Source organism: Paenibacillus sp. Root444D2 (genome assembly GCF_001426375.1).
Taxonomy (GTDB): domain Bacteria; phylum Bacillota; class Bacilli; order Paenibacillales; family NBRC-103111; genus Paenibacillus_E.
The window spans coordinates 166,330-181,483 of the sequence record NZ_LMEO01000005.1; the positions used below are offsets into that span (position 1 = coordinate 166,330).

Annotated in this window: 17 protein-coding genes; 2 read left to right on the top strand and 15 right to left on the bottom strand. The window is 40.9% G+C overall.

Translation table 11 applies throughout. The features are described 5' to 3' along the window. Positions 1-136: 136 nt before the first annotated feature. The 9 genes from ASD40_RS05115 to ASD40_RS05155 form a co-directional block, all read right to left on the bottom strand. Positions 137-1,237 (bottom strand): Ger(x)C family spore germination protein, encoded by a 1,101-nt coding sequence (locus tag ASD40_RS05115; RefSeq protein WP_057302252.1) that lies wholly within the window; start codon positions 1,235-1,237, stop codon positions 137-139. After that, positions 1,234-2,325 carry a GerAB/ArcD/ProY family transporter gene (locus ASD40_RS05120; RefSeq protein ID WP_057302253.1) on the bottom strand — a complete coding sequence of 364 codons (1,092 nt, stop codon included), beginning with the start codon at positions 2,323-2,325 and terminating at the stop codon, positions 1,234-1,236. The genes ASD40_RS05115 and ASD40_RS05120 overlap by 4 nt, the downstream gene beginning before the upstream one ends. After that, positions 2,306-3,793: a spore germination protein gene (locus ASD40_RS05125; protein WP_235549167.1), complete on the bottom strand. Its 1,488-nt coding sequence runs from the start codon at positions 3,791-3,793 to the stop codon at positions 2,306-2,308. The genes ASD40_RS05120 and ASD40_RS05125 overlap by 20 nt, the downstream gene beginning before the upstream one ends. 191 nt (positions 3,794-3,984) lie before the next feature. Continuing rightward, the gene (locus tag ASD40_RS05130; protein ID WP_200957364.1) at positions 3,985-4,419 is read right to left on the bottom strand and encodes a DUF441 domain-containing protein; all 435 of its coding nucleotides are present in this window, start codon (positions 4,417-4,419) and stop codon (positions 3,985-3,987) included. A 154-nt stretch (positions 4,420-4,573) separates the two neighbouring features. Continuing rightward, positions 4,574-5,119, bottom strand: coding sequence for a GNAT family N-acetyltransferase (locus tag ASD40_RS05135; RefSeq protein ID WP_057302255.1), 546 nt, complete (start codon positions 5,117-5,119; stop codon positions 4,574-4,576). Continuing rightward, on the bottom strand, positions 5,116-6,090 hold the full coding sequence (locus tag ASD40_RS05140; protein WP_057302256.1) for an NAD(P)-dependent alcohol dehydrogenase: 975 nt from the start codon (positions 6,088-6,090) through the stop codon (positions 5,116-5,118). Before ASD40_RS05140 ends, ASD40_RS05135 begins: the two co-directional genes overlap by 4 nt. A 40-nt stretch (positions 6,091-6,130) precedes the next feature. After that, complete coding sequence (locus ASD40_RS05145; RefSeq protein WP_057302257.1) at positions 6,131-6,805, bottom strand: DUF4386 domain-containing protein; 675 nt, start codon at positions 6,803-6,805, stop codon at positions 6,131-6,133. Between the two features lie 36 nt (positions 6,806-6,841). Further along, positions 6,842-7,747 carry an NUDIX hydrolase gene (locus ASD40_RS05150; protein WP_057302258.1) on the bottom strand — a complete coding sequence of 302 codons (906 nt, stop codon included), beginning with the start codon at positions 7,745-7,747 and terminating at the stop codon, positions 6,842-6,844. A gap of 208 nt (positions 7,748-7,955) precedes the next feature. Continuing rightward, positions 7,956-8,636, bottom strand: a complete 681-nt coding sequence (locus ASD40_RS05155; RefSeq protein ID WP_057302259.1) for a DUF6022 family protein — start codon at positions 8,634-8,636, stop codon at positions 7,956-7,958. A 113-nt stretch (positions 8,637-8,749) separates the two neighbouring features. Between ASD40_RS05155 and ASD40_RS05160 the strand changes: the two genes are divergently transcribed. Beyond that, on the top strand, positions 8,750-9,469 hold the full coding sequence (locus ASD40_RS05160) for a TetR/AcrR family transcriptional regulator C-terminal domain-containing protein (protein ID WP_057302260.1): 720 nt from the start codon (positions 8,750-8,752) through the stop codon (positions 9,467-9,469). 220 nt (positions 9,470-9,689) lie between these two features. Here the strand turns inward: ASD40_RS05160 and ASD40_RS05165 are convergent, their stop codons facing one another. From ASD40_RS05165 to ASD40_RS05190, 6 genes are all read right to left on the bottom strand, one after another. Then, the gene (locus ASD40_RS05165) at positions 9,690-10,475 is read right to left on the bottom strand and encodes an arylamine N-acetyltransferase family protein (RefSeq protein ID WP_057302261.1); all 786 of its coding nucleotides are present in this window, start codon (positions 10,473-10,475) and stop codon (positions 9,690-9,692) included. Positions 10,476-10,502: 27 nt separating this feature from the next. Continuing rightward, a complete protein-coding gene (locus ASD40_RS05170; protein ID WP_057302262.1) occupies positions 10,503-11,408 on the bottom strand; it encodes a phosphotransferase family protein in 906 nt (301 codons plus the stop codon). A 23-nt stretch (positions 11,409-11,431) separates the two neighbouring features. Beyond that, on the bottom strand, positions 11,432-12,274 hold the full coding sequence (locus tag ASD40_RS05175) for a GNAT family N-acetyltransferase (RefSeq protein WP_057302263.1): 843 nt from the start codon (positions 12,272-12,274) through the stop codon (positions 11,432-11,434). Positions 12,275-12,424: 150 nt separating this feature from the next. Then, positions 12,425-13,261: a sugar phosphate isomerase/epimerase family protein gene (locus ASD40_RS05180; RefSeq protein WP_057302264.1), complete on the bottom strand. Its 837-nt coding sequence runs from the start codon at positions 13,259-13,261 to the stop codon at positions 12,425-12,427. A 237-nt stretch (positions 13,262-13,498) separates the two neighbouring features. Then, the gene (locus ASD40_RS05185; RefSeq protein WP_057302308.1) at positions 13,499-14,005 is read right to left on the bottom strand and encodes a DUF402 domain-containing protein; all 507 of its coding nucleotides are present in this window, start codon (positions 14,003-14,005) and stop codon (positions 13,499-13,501) included. A gap of 17 nt (positions 14,006-14,022) precedes the next feature. Further along, positions 14,023-14,478: a GNAT family N-acetyltransferase gene (locus tag ASD40_RS05190; RefSeq protein WP_057302265.1), complete on the bottom strand. Its 456-nt coding sequence runs from the start codon at positions 14,476-14,478 to the stop codon at positions 14,023-14,025. Between the two features lie 357 nt (positions 14,479-14,835). On the opposite strand from ASD40_RS05190, the gene ASD40_RS37060 reads away from it, so the two are divergent. Further along, complete coding sequence (locus tag ASD40_RS37060) at positions 14,836-15,048, top strand: hypothetical protein (protein WP_156389902.1); 213 nt, start codon at positions 14,836-14,838, stop codon at positions 15,046-15,048. The last annotated feature ends 106 nt before the right edge of the window (positions 15,049-15,154 follow it).

Sequence of the window (15,154 nt, forward strand, 5' to 3'; positions counted from 1 at the left end):
GATGCCAGTTTCATGAGCTCCTTTCTATTAACTGACGAGTCAGTTATGTTAATTCCGATTGGTTTACTATAGTATAAGAAACTCCTACAGTCAAGTCGTAAATTACAGTGTTATCCACTGCGTCCTGTATGGAACCCTAATAAATAATTCCAGGTCTCGATATTTCCACCTTTACGTTGGGTTGAATGGTAATAAGCGGATAGGTGCTGTTCCAATCCATAGTCTTCCAAGCTTCTGGATGGAAGGCTATGATCCTTCTGCCAATTCCAAAAACGTCGCAATTAGCCTTCTGCAGCTTCTGAACGACCTTCTGAGCTTCCTGTGTTAGCTCTTTTGAGAAAAACTCGTTCAATTTGGAAACTTGTCCGGTTTCATCTAAATGATCCGGAGAGAATTCCTCCGCTTCTGCCTTTAGCAGCAAATCAATGGTGACCACGACCTTGCCTTTATTTACATCAACATCTAATTTCCGTTTTGTTTGAAATACACGAAATGTCATTTTGCTGCCTATTTTCTTCGATTGATTAGGAATAGGTAATGTCAGGATTGCTTTTTTACCCATTCGATCAGCTAATAACAAACAGAGTTTTGACTCTCTAGTGTCTAGAGTCCCTGTTAAGGATTTACTGTTAAACAAAGCTACTCCCTTAATAAGAGGGGTTCCATCCCCCGCTGCCAGATAAGGCAAAATCACATCTTGTCCAGGGTCAAATAAAACGGTACAAATCGATTGAATATTTTCTTCTGGAAGGATCGTGAATGTTTCTGCGCTGAGAATTTGTTTATCCAGGTTCAAAATGAAATTTGGCTTTCTCATATATCCTGTTTGCAAAAGTGATTCGGCGCGATCTTCGACAACTCCAATCTTGGCGTTTAAAGCACTTCTTGGATCGCGATAAAAAACATCCAGAACCGTATAGATATCATTCTTCGCCAGCTGTTCTCCAATCATAAGAAATCGGTTCTTGGCCCCGTCCGGAACCAAATTCAGTTTTTTTCCTAAGTTACTTCTTGCTTCTCGAGCAGTTTCACCAGTAACCGATATGATTTCAGGTGCATTTCTCTTCTTATCCGAGACATCCGGTAAGACAAAGGTGACTAGTACATTTTCACCTTCTGCTTTGTCAATACCTACCCCTAGAATTAAACGAACGTTTTTAAATAACATTTGATCCCAGCAACCGGTTAAGAGACTCATGGAAAGTATGCCGAGTAATACATGCCGGATTCTTTTCATTCCGCTGCTTTCCTCCTTCCTCTTAGGATGCTCAATAGTAATAACGGTATGGGGATCAAATAGATCATGAACAACGCGAAATAAGAAAACCATTTATTGAGCTTGCTCATAAACAGAAAATTATGCGGTAGCAGAGCAAGCAGTAAGCAAACCACAACGACCAGCAAAGTCACCTTAGAACTGTTTTCTATTTTCAATATTTGGGTTATCCCTGTGGAAGCTAGAAAAACATAATTGACAATAGACGTCATGACGATCACAACCCAAAGCGATAAAAACAGTAAGTCCGATCTTTCTACAATCCTGAAAGAAAATGCCTTAAGCATGTATAGAACAGGCTCTGGAATGATTTTGAGTTCCATAGGACTGAAAAACATAAAGCATGACAGGATTATTAATACGTAAAATAGGATGACAAACGTGTATGATATCAACATCGTTTTTAATATTTCTCTGTCTTTCCCCTTGACTTGAGGGTAAACCATAAGCAATAGCTCAAAACCGGCCAGCGTAATCACCGCTTCCCTCATACCTTTCATCATATTACCAACCCCGGATTGACCTATGGGAAAAATATACAAAGGGTTTCCTTTGCTAAAAGGTAAAAAGATCAATAGGATAATAACGATTAGAAGTATAGAAACCAGCGTTTCAAATCGGGCAATTATTTTCAATTTTTCTTTTGCTAGATAATAACTGGTTACCATCATCAATGTCATAATGACCCATTTCGGTGTCGTTGGGAAAATCCATGCATTAATTATTCGGCAGTAATTCATAAGGATCACGCTTGCTATTCCAATAAAATAAATAATATAAAGAACACTAATTAGATGACCTGCAAATTTCCCTGCCACCTTCGGGAGAAATTCAATCATCGTCATCATTGGATATTTCCTACAGATCGTCCATATCATGATAATGGCCAGGTGGGTCGCAAATCCTGCCAGCAGCATGGAGATCCATCCGTCTATAGATGCTTCAGAGTGAACACTAAAAGGAACGGTTAAAGCTCCCTCTCCTATCGCTGTTTGTATCGTGAAAAAAGCCAACTGCTTTTTGGAGATCCTATCTTTTTCTACGCTCATGCTTCACCCATCCCCTAGAAAATAATTCCCGCAGCTTTTTTTGGGGAAGACTGTCCGCAGGACGCCGGTTCATTTTCCAAATGGGCAACCGGACGAGAGAGTCTTTCAAATCCCTCCATTTGAATGGAGATAAGGGGTAAAAATAGGGCGTTCCAAACCCCTCTAATTTGCACAAGTGGATCAAAATACATGTAAATCCGAACGTAATTCCCAAAAAGCCGAAAGTAGCAGCCAAAAGCATCATCGGAAAGCGCAGAAAACGCACCGTCTCTCTGAACTCATGGGATGGCACAACAAATGAGGCAAGCGCCGTCGATGCTACCACAATAATCATGATATTGGACACCAGCCCCGCCTTCACGATGGCATCTCCAATAACAAGCCCTCCAACAATACCGATTGTTTGCCCTACGGCAGTATGTAAGCGCAACCCTGCTTCTCTTAACATTTCAATGGTTATTTCCATCAATAGAGCTTCAATAATTGGAGGAAACGGAATTTCCAGTACGGCACTTTGCATGAGAAGCACCAATTCATTTGGGATGGTCTCAAAATGAAAAGAGACAACTGAAATGTATCCAGCTGGTAGGGTAATGGCAATGAAGAAACTGGAAACCCGTAACAAACGGAAGAAACTTCCGTTAATCCAACGGGCATTGTAATCATCAGGTGATTGGTAAAAAGCAAAGAAATTGATTGGTAAAATGATCGCTTTGGCTGAACCTTCCGCTAATACGGCAATTCTTCCTTCCATCAAATTTGCTGCTACTCTGTCCACTCTTTCAGTGCTTAATATTTGCGGAAATGGAGAGAAAGGCGCATCCTCAATGAGCTGCTCTACAAAACCTAATGAAGCTATATAATCAATTCGGATCGATGTTATTCGCTTTTCTAAATCAGTCACAATTTCAGGATTCGCCAATGACTCGATGTAAACCATCGCCAGACGTGTGTTCGTCTCCATGCCTACCATCAAATAACGGATCACTAAATCCTTGTTAACCACTTTTCTTCGGATCAGATGAAGGTTCGTATTTAACCTTTCAATAAACCCTTCATGCGAATCTCCGAAAACTTTCTCATTGATTGGCTCTGTGATGCTTCGTCCCATCGAAGAGGATGTATGAAAGATGTAAAAATCAGTCTCACTTTCACAATCGACAACACAGCCGCCATTCAAAATGGCTTCCCCTGCTTGTTCGATCAAGCAAGTAATTTGCAGTTGATCCAGAGGGATGGCGTCTAGAAACTCACCTTCTTTGATTCGTTTCAATGGAAAGATGATCTTGTCCAGGATAGCTTCTTGATCGGTTAAGGTTGCCAGATAAATCAAGTTGACTTGTCGTTGATTCCAATTCAAACATTGTATAACCAGATCTTCCGTATTGTTTAAAAGTGTTTGAAAATAACTTTTTCTTTCTTGTATCGACGAAAGCTCCATATCCTTAATTTCTGGACTTTTACCCAAAATTTCATCACGCTGCCCCTCATTTCAAAGGTTATTTTCTCCAATTGGGTAAAAGAGTATTCATGTGTTGATATATACCCGTTATAACACAGATAAAGGGACAGCCTCGCGGCCGCCCCTTGATTAAAAGTATTTCTTGACCTTTTTCTCGAATCCCTAATTTCTTGTTAATTGCACATAAGGCTTAGGGGTCATTTCCCAATCAGCAGTGATAATATTCCGGCAGCTATCAACGGACCAACAGGCACACCTTTTAGAAAAGCCACGCCTAGTATTGTCCCAATGACAAGACTTGTCACGATTGTAGGGTTGCCCGACATCAAAAGCGCGCCGCGTCCGCCTAGATACGCTACCAACACGCCAACTACGATGGCCGCGATCGATTTCCAATGCAAGAAGGACTGGTAAAGCTCCTTGATGCTAATCGAGCCGCTGGCCAGAGGCGACAAAATACCAATTGTCAGGATAATGATGCCAAGCGAAAGCCCATTCTTCTCAATCCACGGGAACACTTGATGCAAATTGACGACTCGAATAAGCAAAAGCACGACGGCAGCAATCGTAATCGAATTGTTGCGGCTAATGACACCTAGCAAAGCCAGCAGAATCAGCATAAACGATGGCATATCGAGCTGAGGCAAACCGACCAACCTCCTTTTCGCTTTGTAGAGGGCTGAATAGATTAATTATAAATCTTATCATTTCACATGATCAATGTCACATCGCTAGGGTCTGGCCCTAGCCTTGTTCTTTGTCATTGTTCAGTTATAATTTTTTTCGTTATTTGAAGTCCAAATCGTCTAACGCCTTTAACATATGGATATCTTCAGGTTCTTTTTCAAACAGGTCATTATCTATTTCTGTTGTAATTATGGAACCGCAACTTGAATAAAACTTTACCGCAGATTCTGTTTCTGTTGAAGAAATGTATAAATACTTCGCCCCTTCTGCAATAGCAACTTTACTTAGTTCGTTAAAAATTTGGCTGCCAATTCCTTGTCTTCGATACTGACGACTAACATACATGAGATCTATCTGAAGTTGATTATTGTCTCTTCCTCTAAACTTGTGAGCCAACACTCCAAATCCGACCAATTTATCTTCGTCAAAAGCTCCATAAGCTGTCCCGCCGTTATCTATTTCATACTCATATCTTGAAATTATCTCACGGTAATTCTCTTCGTTCCAATTTGGGCATTCATGCCCCGCCTTTACTTGATCAAGAGATCCATTATTCATCTTGTAAATCAGGTCTATTGTTTCAGAACGGTCGATTTCCCGAATTTTATGCGAATCGTCATGACCCAATTGAATGATTCTAATCATAATTGTTCCACACTGATAACGATTTTACCTTTGGCGTGTCCTTCTCCAAGATACTGGAGAGCTTCAGCAACCTCACTTAAGGGGAAACGTCTATCTATCACAGGTACAACTTTGCCAGCCTCCAAAAGCTCCTTCATAAAACTTTGATCATTTTTGTTCGGTTTATGTATAAGGATACCCATTTTCTTACCCCCGATCATTGAAATCCATGGTCCTAGGAACATGACTTGGAAGATTCGAGACATGGAACCTCCTACCATAACATAAGTACCCTTGGGACTTAATGCACGTTTGTAATTGAAAATCGATCGATATCCCGCAACATCAAGAATCAGGTCATAACGCTGCCCATTTTTGGTGAAATCAACTTGCGTGTAATCAATAACATGGTCTGCACCAATCGATTTCAGCATATCTAATTTCATCGTGCTGTCTACGCCTATCACTTCAGCCCCGAATGATTTGGCAATCTGCACTGCAAAGGTACCCACGCCTCCACCTGCGCCATTAATTAAAACCTTTTGTCCTTTCTGAATCTGTCCCTTATCGCGAAGTCCCTGTAAGGCGAGGACTGCTGCTTGAGGGATGGCCGCTGCTTCCTCGAAAGTCATACTGGCTGGTTTCAATGTTAAGACATTTTCACGAGCACATACAAACTCCGCAAACCCGCCCCAACTACACCCGGAAATGTCCCCGAATACTTCATCACCTGGAAGCAACTGCTTTATGTCTTTACCAACTGCTACAACCCGCCCCGCTATGTCAGCTCCGAGTATGTTGTATTTTGGTTTTAGAACTCCCCCGAGACGAACCATGAACGGTACACCTCTTAGGAGATCCCAGTCCCATGAATTCACGGATGCAGCATGTACTTTTATCAATACTTCATTGTCCTTGGGAGTAGGTTTTTCAACCTCTTTAAGCTTAAGAACGTCAGTAGTTCCGTATTTTGCGTATACAATAGCCTTCATGAAGATTACTCCTTAACACCTATTTGTGTTTTGGTTTTCTTTATTGATCGGGTTTTATTGTAAATGAGTTAAATCCTTTAACGATCAGCCAAATCGGAAATATTATTTCAAATAAGGCTCCTGGAAGAAATAAAATCATTCCTGCACTATAACCGAAAACCTGTAATAAAGCGCTTGTTAACAACGATACGTATCCAATTATCCCAAAGACAGATATTAAACGAGGAATGAGTTTGGATTGATATAATAAGTAACAAAACAACAAGCTGTATAGACCAAGAACGATCATTGCTAACTGAAAGGTCAAAAACTTCCCTTTTATTGCTAACATACCTATTGTTTGAAAATAGGAAGAATCCGGAGCTCCTGCTTCTATATATTCCTGGCTTAATGATATTAGTAATAAAGGGCTAACTGCACCAACAATAAGGATTATAGCCTCAATAACCCTGAAAGCAACGTAACCAAGAGCTATAGTTTCATTATGCTTTTTTAAGATTGGAAACAGTGTGATTGCAATACCAACTGCTGCAGCGGAATTCATTAACTCAAGGAGCATTCCTATGATCACTTTGGTTTTATTTGGATAAACATGAATAAGATAATCCGGATCTTTTAGAATAGATTCAATAAGTCCATTACCTAATATATACGCAGCCGTTGCAGCTAGAAATAATACTCCAACAATTCTTGCAGTTTTTTTGTTTGAAATCATTTATTACCTCCTACTATCATAAAATGTTTACTCACTTTACAAATATCGCCAATTCGGATTGAATTTGAACAGCTTTGCAGGCCTATGCCCTGCATCTTTGGTAAATTGATTCGTTTCCATAACCATGTCCGCTATCTTTCTTCTAAACGCAGCAGAAAGCAGCTCTTTTCCCAAAGTAACCTCATAGACTTGTTGGAGCTCTGACAATGTAAAAAGTTCGGGCATCAGATTGAAAGCTATATCGGTGTACTCAATCTTATTCCTAAGCCTCTCAACTGCATATTGGATCATTTCCGCATGATCAAATGCAATGCCATTCGAAACGATAACCTCTCTTTCTACCCTTGCTGTTTTGCCAGAATATTTTTCTATAACTTTAATAATAGCCTCCAGGATGTCCTTATCGTTTGAAAGAGTCATTTTTACGACTTTTTCAAACATAAAGTCCTTCTCCAGCATGGTTTTCTTCTCTTCAAGCACGCTGTACCTAACGTTGAACCACCTGGCATCATCCGCATCATCCCCAGCCTTCACTTCGAGTGATTTGCAATCAACAAGTGCCATATATGAACAGCTGATAACTCGTGTACGAGGGTCCCTATTTACATCTCCCCATGTATAAAGCTGTTCCATATAAACATCATTAATATTAGTTTCGGTTTTTAGCTCCCGTAAAGCAGCTTCATCCATACTCTCGTCCTCTGTTACAAACCCTCCGGGTAAGGCCCATTGCCCAATATAAGGATGAACCCCCCTCTTAACCATGAGAAGTTTCAGTGACTTTTCCGGTAACTTTCTATAATTTTCATTTTCCTCATCAACTACAGTGAAGATTAACATATCTACAGTGACAGAAGGTCTTTCGTAAATACTAGCATCATACTTCTGTAAAAACTCTGCTTCAGTAAGTCCCTGCTTATCTCTAAATTGCTCTTTATCCATGTAGATCACCCATTCTTTGATTTCAACATTCTGTTATATTCAAATTGTTATTATCAATACGTTAATATCATTTAAGCTTTAATTCCAATCATTGTCAATCCCTAATTTATAAAAAAAGTTGTCCTCAAGTAGCTACCTACTTAGGGACAACTCATTATCTCCGTCAGCTTTAAATTTTTCTGAGCTCCAGCTGTTGTTGCCGGTTGTTTTAGTCAATCAGCGGGCGTTTGAAGTACGCAATCACTTTGCCTCCTGCTGGAACGACGGACACAAGTTCCCATCCGTACCGACCCCAATGGCCTAGCGCATTGTCCAAATTCCAGCTGTACAGCTGACCGTCTGCTGCAGGCTTTAGTCCATCTCCGATTGAAGTATCTGTCGCGTACTCGAACCGCTGAATCGGGAAGGAATGTAACTCCGGTTGAGGCATTCGTTCCTCCCTTAAATCCCAGCGGATTCGGGTTGAAGCATCTGAGAGTGCAGCGATAATGGCTTCCCGATCCGTAACTTCAAGTGCCAATATCCGCGGTGCTCTAGGCATGAAGAACGAGCGGTGCGAATGATAGGCCTGCAGCACCAACGTACCCAGCTCTTCACCTTCCGCTGTCTTTACGATATACCATATACATCGTTCCCGTTCTTCAGGTGGTCCCCAGTTCTCAATGGAGTCATTTAAGTTGAATCCGCCCCTTATAATGAATCCATCAGCCGCGAGCCGTTCTGTGACCGGCGCCATAAATTGTTGAATCCATGCGCCATAGGCGCGATCACCAAACTTCTTGAACATCTCGGACAGTTCATCCTTCTTTTCGTCGTAGACTGCTTTCCACGCATGGGATAAAATATTCCCGGCGGTACGGGCAATGGAATCAATTGTGGTTGTTTGCATGTTTATAAGCTCCTCTTTTTGGTTAATCTAACAGTGATAAATAATAATATAATACCGTTAGATTAAACTGTTGTGCTATACTTGTCAAGAGATAAAATGGAAGGTGACCTAATATGGCAAGAAGAAGAATTCATCCCTTAACAACAGATAATGGCAGGAATCAGAGTGAGCCGCTTCACACGCCTCTCGATCGTGCCCGAATTGTCGGGATCATGCTGGAACTGCTGCAAGCCGAGGGCTTGGATGGCATAAGTATGCGCAAGATCGCCGACTCACTTGGCGTGAAAGCCTCATCTTTGTATTACCATGTGAAGGACAAAGAACAGCTGCTTCATCTTTTGGCAGAAGAGATCAGCACTAAGATTGATTTGCCCGATACCACTTTGGATTGGAAAATGCAGCTGCGGCTGTGGTCGATAAGCTTCCGGCTAAGTCTGCTGCAATACCCGGATGCTGTGCACATCATGAACGCGACCTTTGCGGCAAGTCCTAACCGTTTGGCTCATATCGAATTTCTGTTTCGGGCGCTTGTCGAAGCCGGATTTAAGGATGTCGAAGTGCCGTGGCTTGCTTCCATGCTCAAGAACTTCATCTACGGCTTTGTCGATGAGGAATGCAGATTACGGGATCGAGCGAAGCTTTCAGAGGAAAAACGGGAAGAATCGGAGATAAGGTACAAAGAGATTGAAGCATTGCCTAAGGAGCGATATCCCCACTTTATCCGCCTAGCCGGTTATACGACTTCTGTGAATTGGGAAGAAGAGTTTTCGTTCGGGTTGGATATTCTGCTTGCTGGTTTCGTTGATAAGCTTGCAAGAGGCCTACACGAATGATTGCATACAAGATCGGCTGTTCCGGACGTTTGAATTCCGGAGCATGTCAGGGTGTGACAATCCATGTGCCTTCGCTGCAAACCAGCCGCCCCTGAAAAAAGATTAGGCTTTTTCTAGTTGGCTGCCAACGTCCATTTGGGCAATTGGCAGCCTGTTTGTCTTCACTCTTAAATTATCGCGAGCAGCAATATGCAAAAAGAAGCCGCTTCAATACGGCTTCTCATAGTTCTTGAAATCCAAAATGTTGTTTTGCTAGTTCTTTGAATTTAACACTGTCAATCTGTTCCTTACTCGATTTCCCATTCATCCATTGTGTGAAAGATGTATCGGTTAACGTTACATTTCCATCGCTTGTAAGTTGAGTAATCAGCGGGGTTTTGTTGAATCGTGATTCTTTGTGCTGGACTATGATTCCTTGGACTTCGTTCAATTCAGATAAATTTTCTAATGGTCGTTTGGTATCAAAAGCATACCCTATTTTCCAATCTGTATCTTTATATTTTAGTTTCAGTTCAAGTACATAGTCGCCATAATCACTTTCCATTGCTTTGACTCGAAATTCTCCATTCACAGAGGAAGTAGTTTCTCCATTTAGCGGCACAGGTTTTAGTGGTAGGTTTCCACCAAATCCGGTATCAACCAAGTACGTTTGACCTTTATGCTGCAAAAGAATAGTAACATGAGTTCTCCCGAGTTTTGACCAGTCCTTCGTTGCATAATTGTATACTTCTCCGCGAACTAACGCTGCATTAAACCCATTTTCAACTAAGAAAAAATAAAGCAGAGGATTCAATTGATAGCATAGACCACCTTCATTTTTTACGAGCATTTTGGTTATCAGACTCTCTTTTGTTATAATACTTGTTTTGTTTGAAATGATGCTTAGATTTTCAAAAGGAAGGGATAGTGCTGTTTTCCTAAGAATGTGATCTAATGTTTCAAATGTAATTTTTTGATTTTCTGGAATACCCATTCTTTTACGAAATAATCCGTTTAATTCATACATTAGGAAGATTCCCTCCATGTTTTTGATTCAAAGGTAGGTCATCAATTGCTTGGCGTGGCGTCTCATATCTTCTGTTCGTTGCCTGAAAGCGCTATAGGCGATATGGTCGAGGCTGATGTGGATGAGACAGCAGCGAAGACGTTCCTCTGATTGTGTAGGCCGTCCTCCATGTTTGTCCCAGTGATTATCTAGAATTTCCTGCAAGTCAATCTCTTGCCATTGCGGAAACCAAGGCCACCAATAAAGAAACAAAGCGTTATCATAAAGAGGATCACCATAGAACGCATTTCCCCAGTCGATTACCCCCGTTAGCCTCCCTCCGTCCACAAGCACATTTCGGTTCAAGAGGTCGTTATGTACGATTCCTCGGTACTCTGGAAGCATTGCTACGAGCTGACGCAGCCTTTCTACCCCAGCATCGAAGACCCGTGCCTCCTGAGGCGAGGCGTTAAGCCGCTCGCGCCAGCCCACGAGTCGATCCCTGGGCTCAGCTACTGAGAGTAGCTCGGCCCCCCAGCTAGGACCAGCCCCAGTTGGACGCCAAAGGCCAACTCCCTCTGTGTCTGTGAGGTCAAGTTTTTGAAGTTCGTAGAGAGCATCTAGCAATTGCGGAAGGACATGTCGTATCTCAGGCCCATTCAGCTCATCTAGATGCTTTCCAGATACTCGTTCGGATACGGCATAGAAGCCGCTCTCCGTCTCGCCTACTTCAAGAACCCTCGGAATCGGAAGTGTGTCCGAGGAAAGTGTGGCCATCACACGATCCTTTTCAAAGTCGCCCAGATAAGTGCCGAAGCGGATAACCATTGCATGCCCGTCGAGCATGAAGGAATAGGCTTTCGACCAATCACCGGCAGCGAGGGGCATAAGATTTTGGGCACGGTCACCAAAGTGTTCCTTTACAAACCGGTTCGCCTTTTCGAAATCCTTCATAGGTTCCTCCCTGCATATGTCGATTATTTAAAAAGAATTACGATTGAATCCATGATCGCATGATATCCAATTTGAGTATAAATTTTATTCGAAGTAGGATTACTGAGATCAGTGTATAGACTTGTTGTTTTATAACCACGATCTAACAAGATTTGAGTGAAAGCTGAAACACAATCAGAGGCATACCCCTTTTTTCTTTGGCTTATTGGAGTGTAAACATAGCTGATTGTTATATTATTTGGGGTTGGACGTGTAGAAGCAGCCATGGAAACCAATTCTCCGTTCACTTCCCATGCAACTAAACTTCCTTTATTTATCATTCTTGCAGCTTTTTTATCTGCTTCTTCTAAACTTATAGGCTGGTTTGTTTCATTACAAAACTGATACACCCACTCTTTAATTATGTGAAGATCACTTTCTATAACACTCCGAATTTTTCCATTTGCATTTGTTTTTTTCTCTACTTTTTCTAGTATATATATTTTTTGGTCCATTTGGACATTTGCCTGAATCCCTCTAACGTTAGAAATATACATTGCTAGTTCAGTAGTTAATTTCTTTTCGCCTATAAAACCAGGTATATCCTGGATTGTGTTATTCAACTTTTCACCTATAACGTGTATTTCCTTTGATGTAAAAGGAACTGCTTTTGATAAAATAATTTGATTAGGATGTGTTTGTAGTAAGACCAAGCCTATGTCATTGTCTTTTATTACAGTAGCCATTAAAAGAGGAAATTCATCATTTTCAGTTAAATATTGTAAGACACCTAATACTAAATTGTTTTCTGCTTCATATTGCACTAAGTAAGAGATAACATCTTTCTTAAATAACGTTAGATCCTCATACTTTAAAAGTCTTATCATACAAACCATCCCCTTTGTATAAGTTATCTGTAACTCCCATCTTAATGCATTTACAATATCAATCATATGTTTGGTATTCATTGCTTTAGAGACAAATTAAAAAAAACCGCAATATAAGCGGCTTGTAATGTAATAATGCTCTTGTCATCCCTACGATTTATTCAAATAAGGTGTTACAAGTCTCCTTACACGCTCAATTCCTTCCCACATATCTCCTGGTCCGTCATATACAATTGTTAAGGGACCTTCATAACCAGCTTGCTTGGCAACTTCCATACAGCGATTAAACTCAGCTTCATCCGGATATCCATCCGCATTCGTTTGTGCTTTGGCATGGATCGACTCACTGTGAGGAATCGTTTTGACAAGCTCGCCATATTTTTCGATTCCTTTAAAATTGCCAAAATCCGAGGTTAGCCCGAGGAGCTCCCCGCATCCTTCCAATAAAGCAAGGCAATTATCCGCGATTGATGTTAGTGAGTGAAAGTTTTCAGTAACAACACGTACTCCTTGCGCAGCACCATAAGAGCTTAGTTCTCGAAGTGCATCAACCGATCTCTGCAAAGCTTCTTGATCCGTAGGTTCCGCATCACCAGCTATCACGCGCACTCTTTCAGCTCCTGCTCTTGCAGCAATGTCGATCCATCCTTTGATCCACGCGATGTCCGATTGTCTGCGCAAATCATCCGAACTGGAAATATCACCGTATTCAATTAACAGCGTGTAAAACTGAAGGCCTGCTTCCGTGAATGTGTGTTTTAATCTTTGTAAATATGATTCACTTGTATCCGGAAAATGAAAATGACACACTTCCAGTGATCTAAAACCTTTCTTTGCAAGAACCGCCGGCAATTCAAGCAAAGAGATGAGTTCAGGTTGGTCTTGGGTAACCGTTATTTGAGTACGCGTGTTATCATCCCAGCGGGTCCACCGCAAAGGCCCCAGATTCCGATGTAAGCTCCAACTCGTTAATGATAAAAATGGCATATCTTCCACCCTTTCGTCGCAACTGTTTGGTAGTATCTTATCAAAGTGTTGAGGTGATCACCATATTCGAAATCACAGATATATCTCTTATTGTGCTGCTTTTGTACAACGGGCAACCTAGACCCAAAACCAAAGAAAGAGGAACTGCCACACAGCCAGCTCCTCACTTTGTCAGATATATAAAGATTACAACATATGGAGAAACAAAGAGTAAGATTCTGCTTATAAATCTGTTTCTTATACTGGTATACAGTCGATAAACTTTTCGAGAGATCCATCAAAAGGAAATGCTTTTTTTCTAATAAGTTCCTTTAAGCTCAGTAACTCTTCCCAAGCTTTATGAATTAGAGCTTCTGGATAAGCAAATTTTATTGCATTGCTCTCAAACTCATCTTCGTCAACAACCTTCCATTCACCGTTTCTTTGCACATAATCCAGGTCTAAATCTACAAAAGAAACAATGTTACCTTCAATTTTCGATGGCTGATTTATATTGCAATAAAATTGTTGAATTTTGCCGCCAACTACGTCAGCACTTACAGTAAACCATGAATTAAATGAGAAATATTCAACTGTCCAAGCTTCTATGGTAAAAACCTTTTGCTTCGTGTAATGATTTAATTTTCTTCCATACTTGCCTAGGACAAAAATGTGTGAATCCGTCTTTTCTAATAAAGTTGTGTTCCATTCATAATGTAGTAAATTTCCATATTTTAAAGCCTGAATTGTTATTTGATTATCCATTGTATCATCCTTAAGCTTCATAATTCCATTGTCATAAATACACTATATGGGTCCTCTATGTAATCGGAAAAGGGCTTGCAGTATTGAAACCCAAAACTTTCATACAGTCTTCTAGCTGGTCCGAAAGCATCCATTGAGCCCGTTTCCAAGCTTACCCGTTGATACCCGCGTCGCTTGGCTTCTTCAATGATGTGTTCAAGGATTCGCTTTGCAACGCCTTTTCTTAGATGTGATGTAGAAGTTCGCATTGATTTTATCTCGCCGTGTTGACTATCAAGTTCCTTAATTGCTCCGCAACCAACTAATACATCTTGTTCCCATCCACTCCAGAAGGTGATATCCGGTTTTTTCAATTTATCCAGATTTAGAGCATGTGTACTTTCTGGCGGGGATAGAGATGCCATATCCTGAAGATGTTCTACTATCAATGCAACCACGTCAGGTCCAGTTAAATCATCTATTTTAATATCCATTAAAATCACTCCAAGTCTCTATTTTTTAATCATTATATTACGTTTTAATATTTTCATCTACAGTATCTACCCTCTATTCGCCAATGTCAGCGATCAGGCGCTTATTCGCAATTTCCTGGTTCGATTACGAGCTTGCATATATGAACTGAGAAGAAGAGACTTACTCCCTTATTTTATTTATTGAGTCTCTTCAGCATAATTACCTCTTAATTACATACAAAATGAGCAGACAGCCATGGCCACCTGCTCATTTTGGTATTCAACTATAATACTCAGTTGAACATCTATTTGGCTCTTCATTCATTAGGTTGCGTTGTTTGCGCAGCGTTCTGTCTTTTCTGAATTGCATGCATTCCCATGATTACGCTACAAGTTCGTAAGTATCCAAATATTCGCATTGACTGGATTGTGAATGCTGTAACTGGTACCCCGGTTACTAACAGCGTAACGTTGACTGGAACCCTTACAGTAGCTTTGAGCTTTCGTTTACCGGCAAGTAGGTACAAACTCCGTATCACGAATGTTGGTGCAGGAGCAGCATCCGTACAAGGAGTAATTGTGGTATTTTAAGTTAAGATGTGCGCCCCTCAGGTGCACATTTTTTATTTTTAAAACACCAAGTAAACCAAAACAGTAACTGTGGTTTTAGACACTAAAGTTTCTGTTAGCTCTGAAG

Bases quoted from the DNA above. Each gene is read 5' to 3' on its own strand.
- ASD40_RS05115 (WP_057302252.1), bottom strand. From the start codon at position 1,237: ATGAAAAGAATCCGGCATGTATTACTCGGCATACTTTCCATGAGTCTC.
- ASD40_RS05120 (WP_057302253.1), bottom strand. From the start codon at position 2,325: ATGAGCGTAGAAAAAGATAGGATCTCCAAAAAGCAGTTGGCTTTTTTC.
- ASD40_RS05130 (WP_200957364.1), bottom strand. From the start codon at position 4,419: ATGCCATCGTTTATGCTGATTCTGCTGGCTTTGCTAGGTGTCATTAGC.
- ASD40_RS05135 (WP_057302255.1), bottom strand. From the start codon at position 5,119: ATGATTAGAATCATTCAATTGGGTCATGACGATTCGCATAAAATTCGG.
- ASD40_RS05140 (WP_057302256.1), bottom strand. From the start codon at position 6,090: ATGAAGGCTATTGTATACGCAAAATACGGAACTACTGACGTTCTTAAG.
- ASD40_RS05145 (WP_057302257.1), bottom strand. From the start codon at position 6,805: ATGATTTCAAACAAAAAAACTGCAAGAATTGTTGGAGTATTATTTCTA.
- ASD40_RS05150 (WP_057302258.1), bottom strand. From the start codon at position 7,747: ATGGATAAAGAGCAATTTAGAGATAAGCAGGGACTTACTGAAGCAGAG.
- ASD40_RS05155 (WP_057302259.1), bottom strand. From the start codon at position 8,636: ATGCAAACAACCACAATTGATTCCATTGCCCGTACCGCCGGGAATATT.
- ASD40_RS05160 (WP_057302260.1), top strand. From the start codon at position 8,750: ATGGCAAGAAGAAGAATTCATCCCTTAACAACAGATAATGGCAGGAAT.
- ASD40_RS05165 (WP_057302261.1), bottom strand. From the start codon at position 10,475: ATGTATGAATTAAACGGATTATTTCGTAAAAGAATGGGTATTCCAGAA.
- ASD40_RS05170 (WP_057302262.1), bottom strand. From the start codon at position 11,408: ATGAAGGATTTCGAAAAGGCGAACCGGTTTGTAAAGGAACACTTTGGT.
- ASD40_RS05175 (WP_057302263.1), bottom strand. From the start codon at position 12,274: ATGATAAGACTTTTAAAGTATGAGGATCTAACGTTATTTAAGAAAGAT.
- ASD40_RS05180 (WP_057302264.1), bottom strand. From the start codon at position 13,261: ATGCCATTTTTATCATTAACGAGTTGGAGCTTACATCGGAATCTGGGG.
- ASD40_RS05185 (WP_057302308.1), bottom strand. From the start codon at position 14,005: ATGGATAATCAAATAACAATTCAGGCTTTAAAATATGGAAATTTACTA.
- ASD40_RS05190 (WP_057302265.1), bottom strand. From the start codon at position 14,478: ATGGATATTAAAATAGATGATTTAACTGGACCTGACGTGGTTGCATTG.
- ASD40_RS37060 (WP_156389902.1), top strand. From the start codon at position 14,836: ATGATTACGCTACAAGTTCGTAAGTATCCAAATATTCGCATTGACTGG.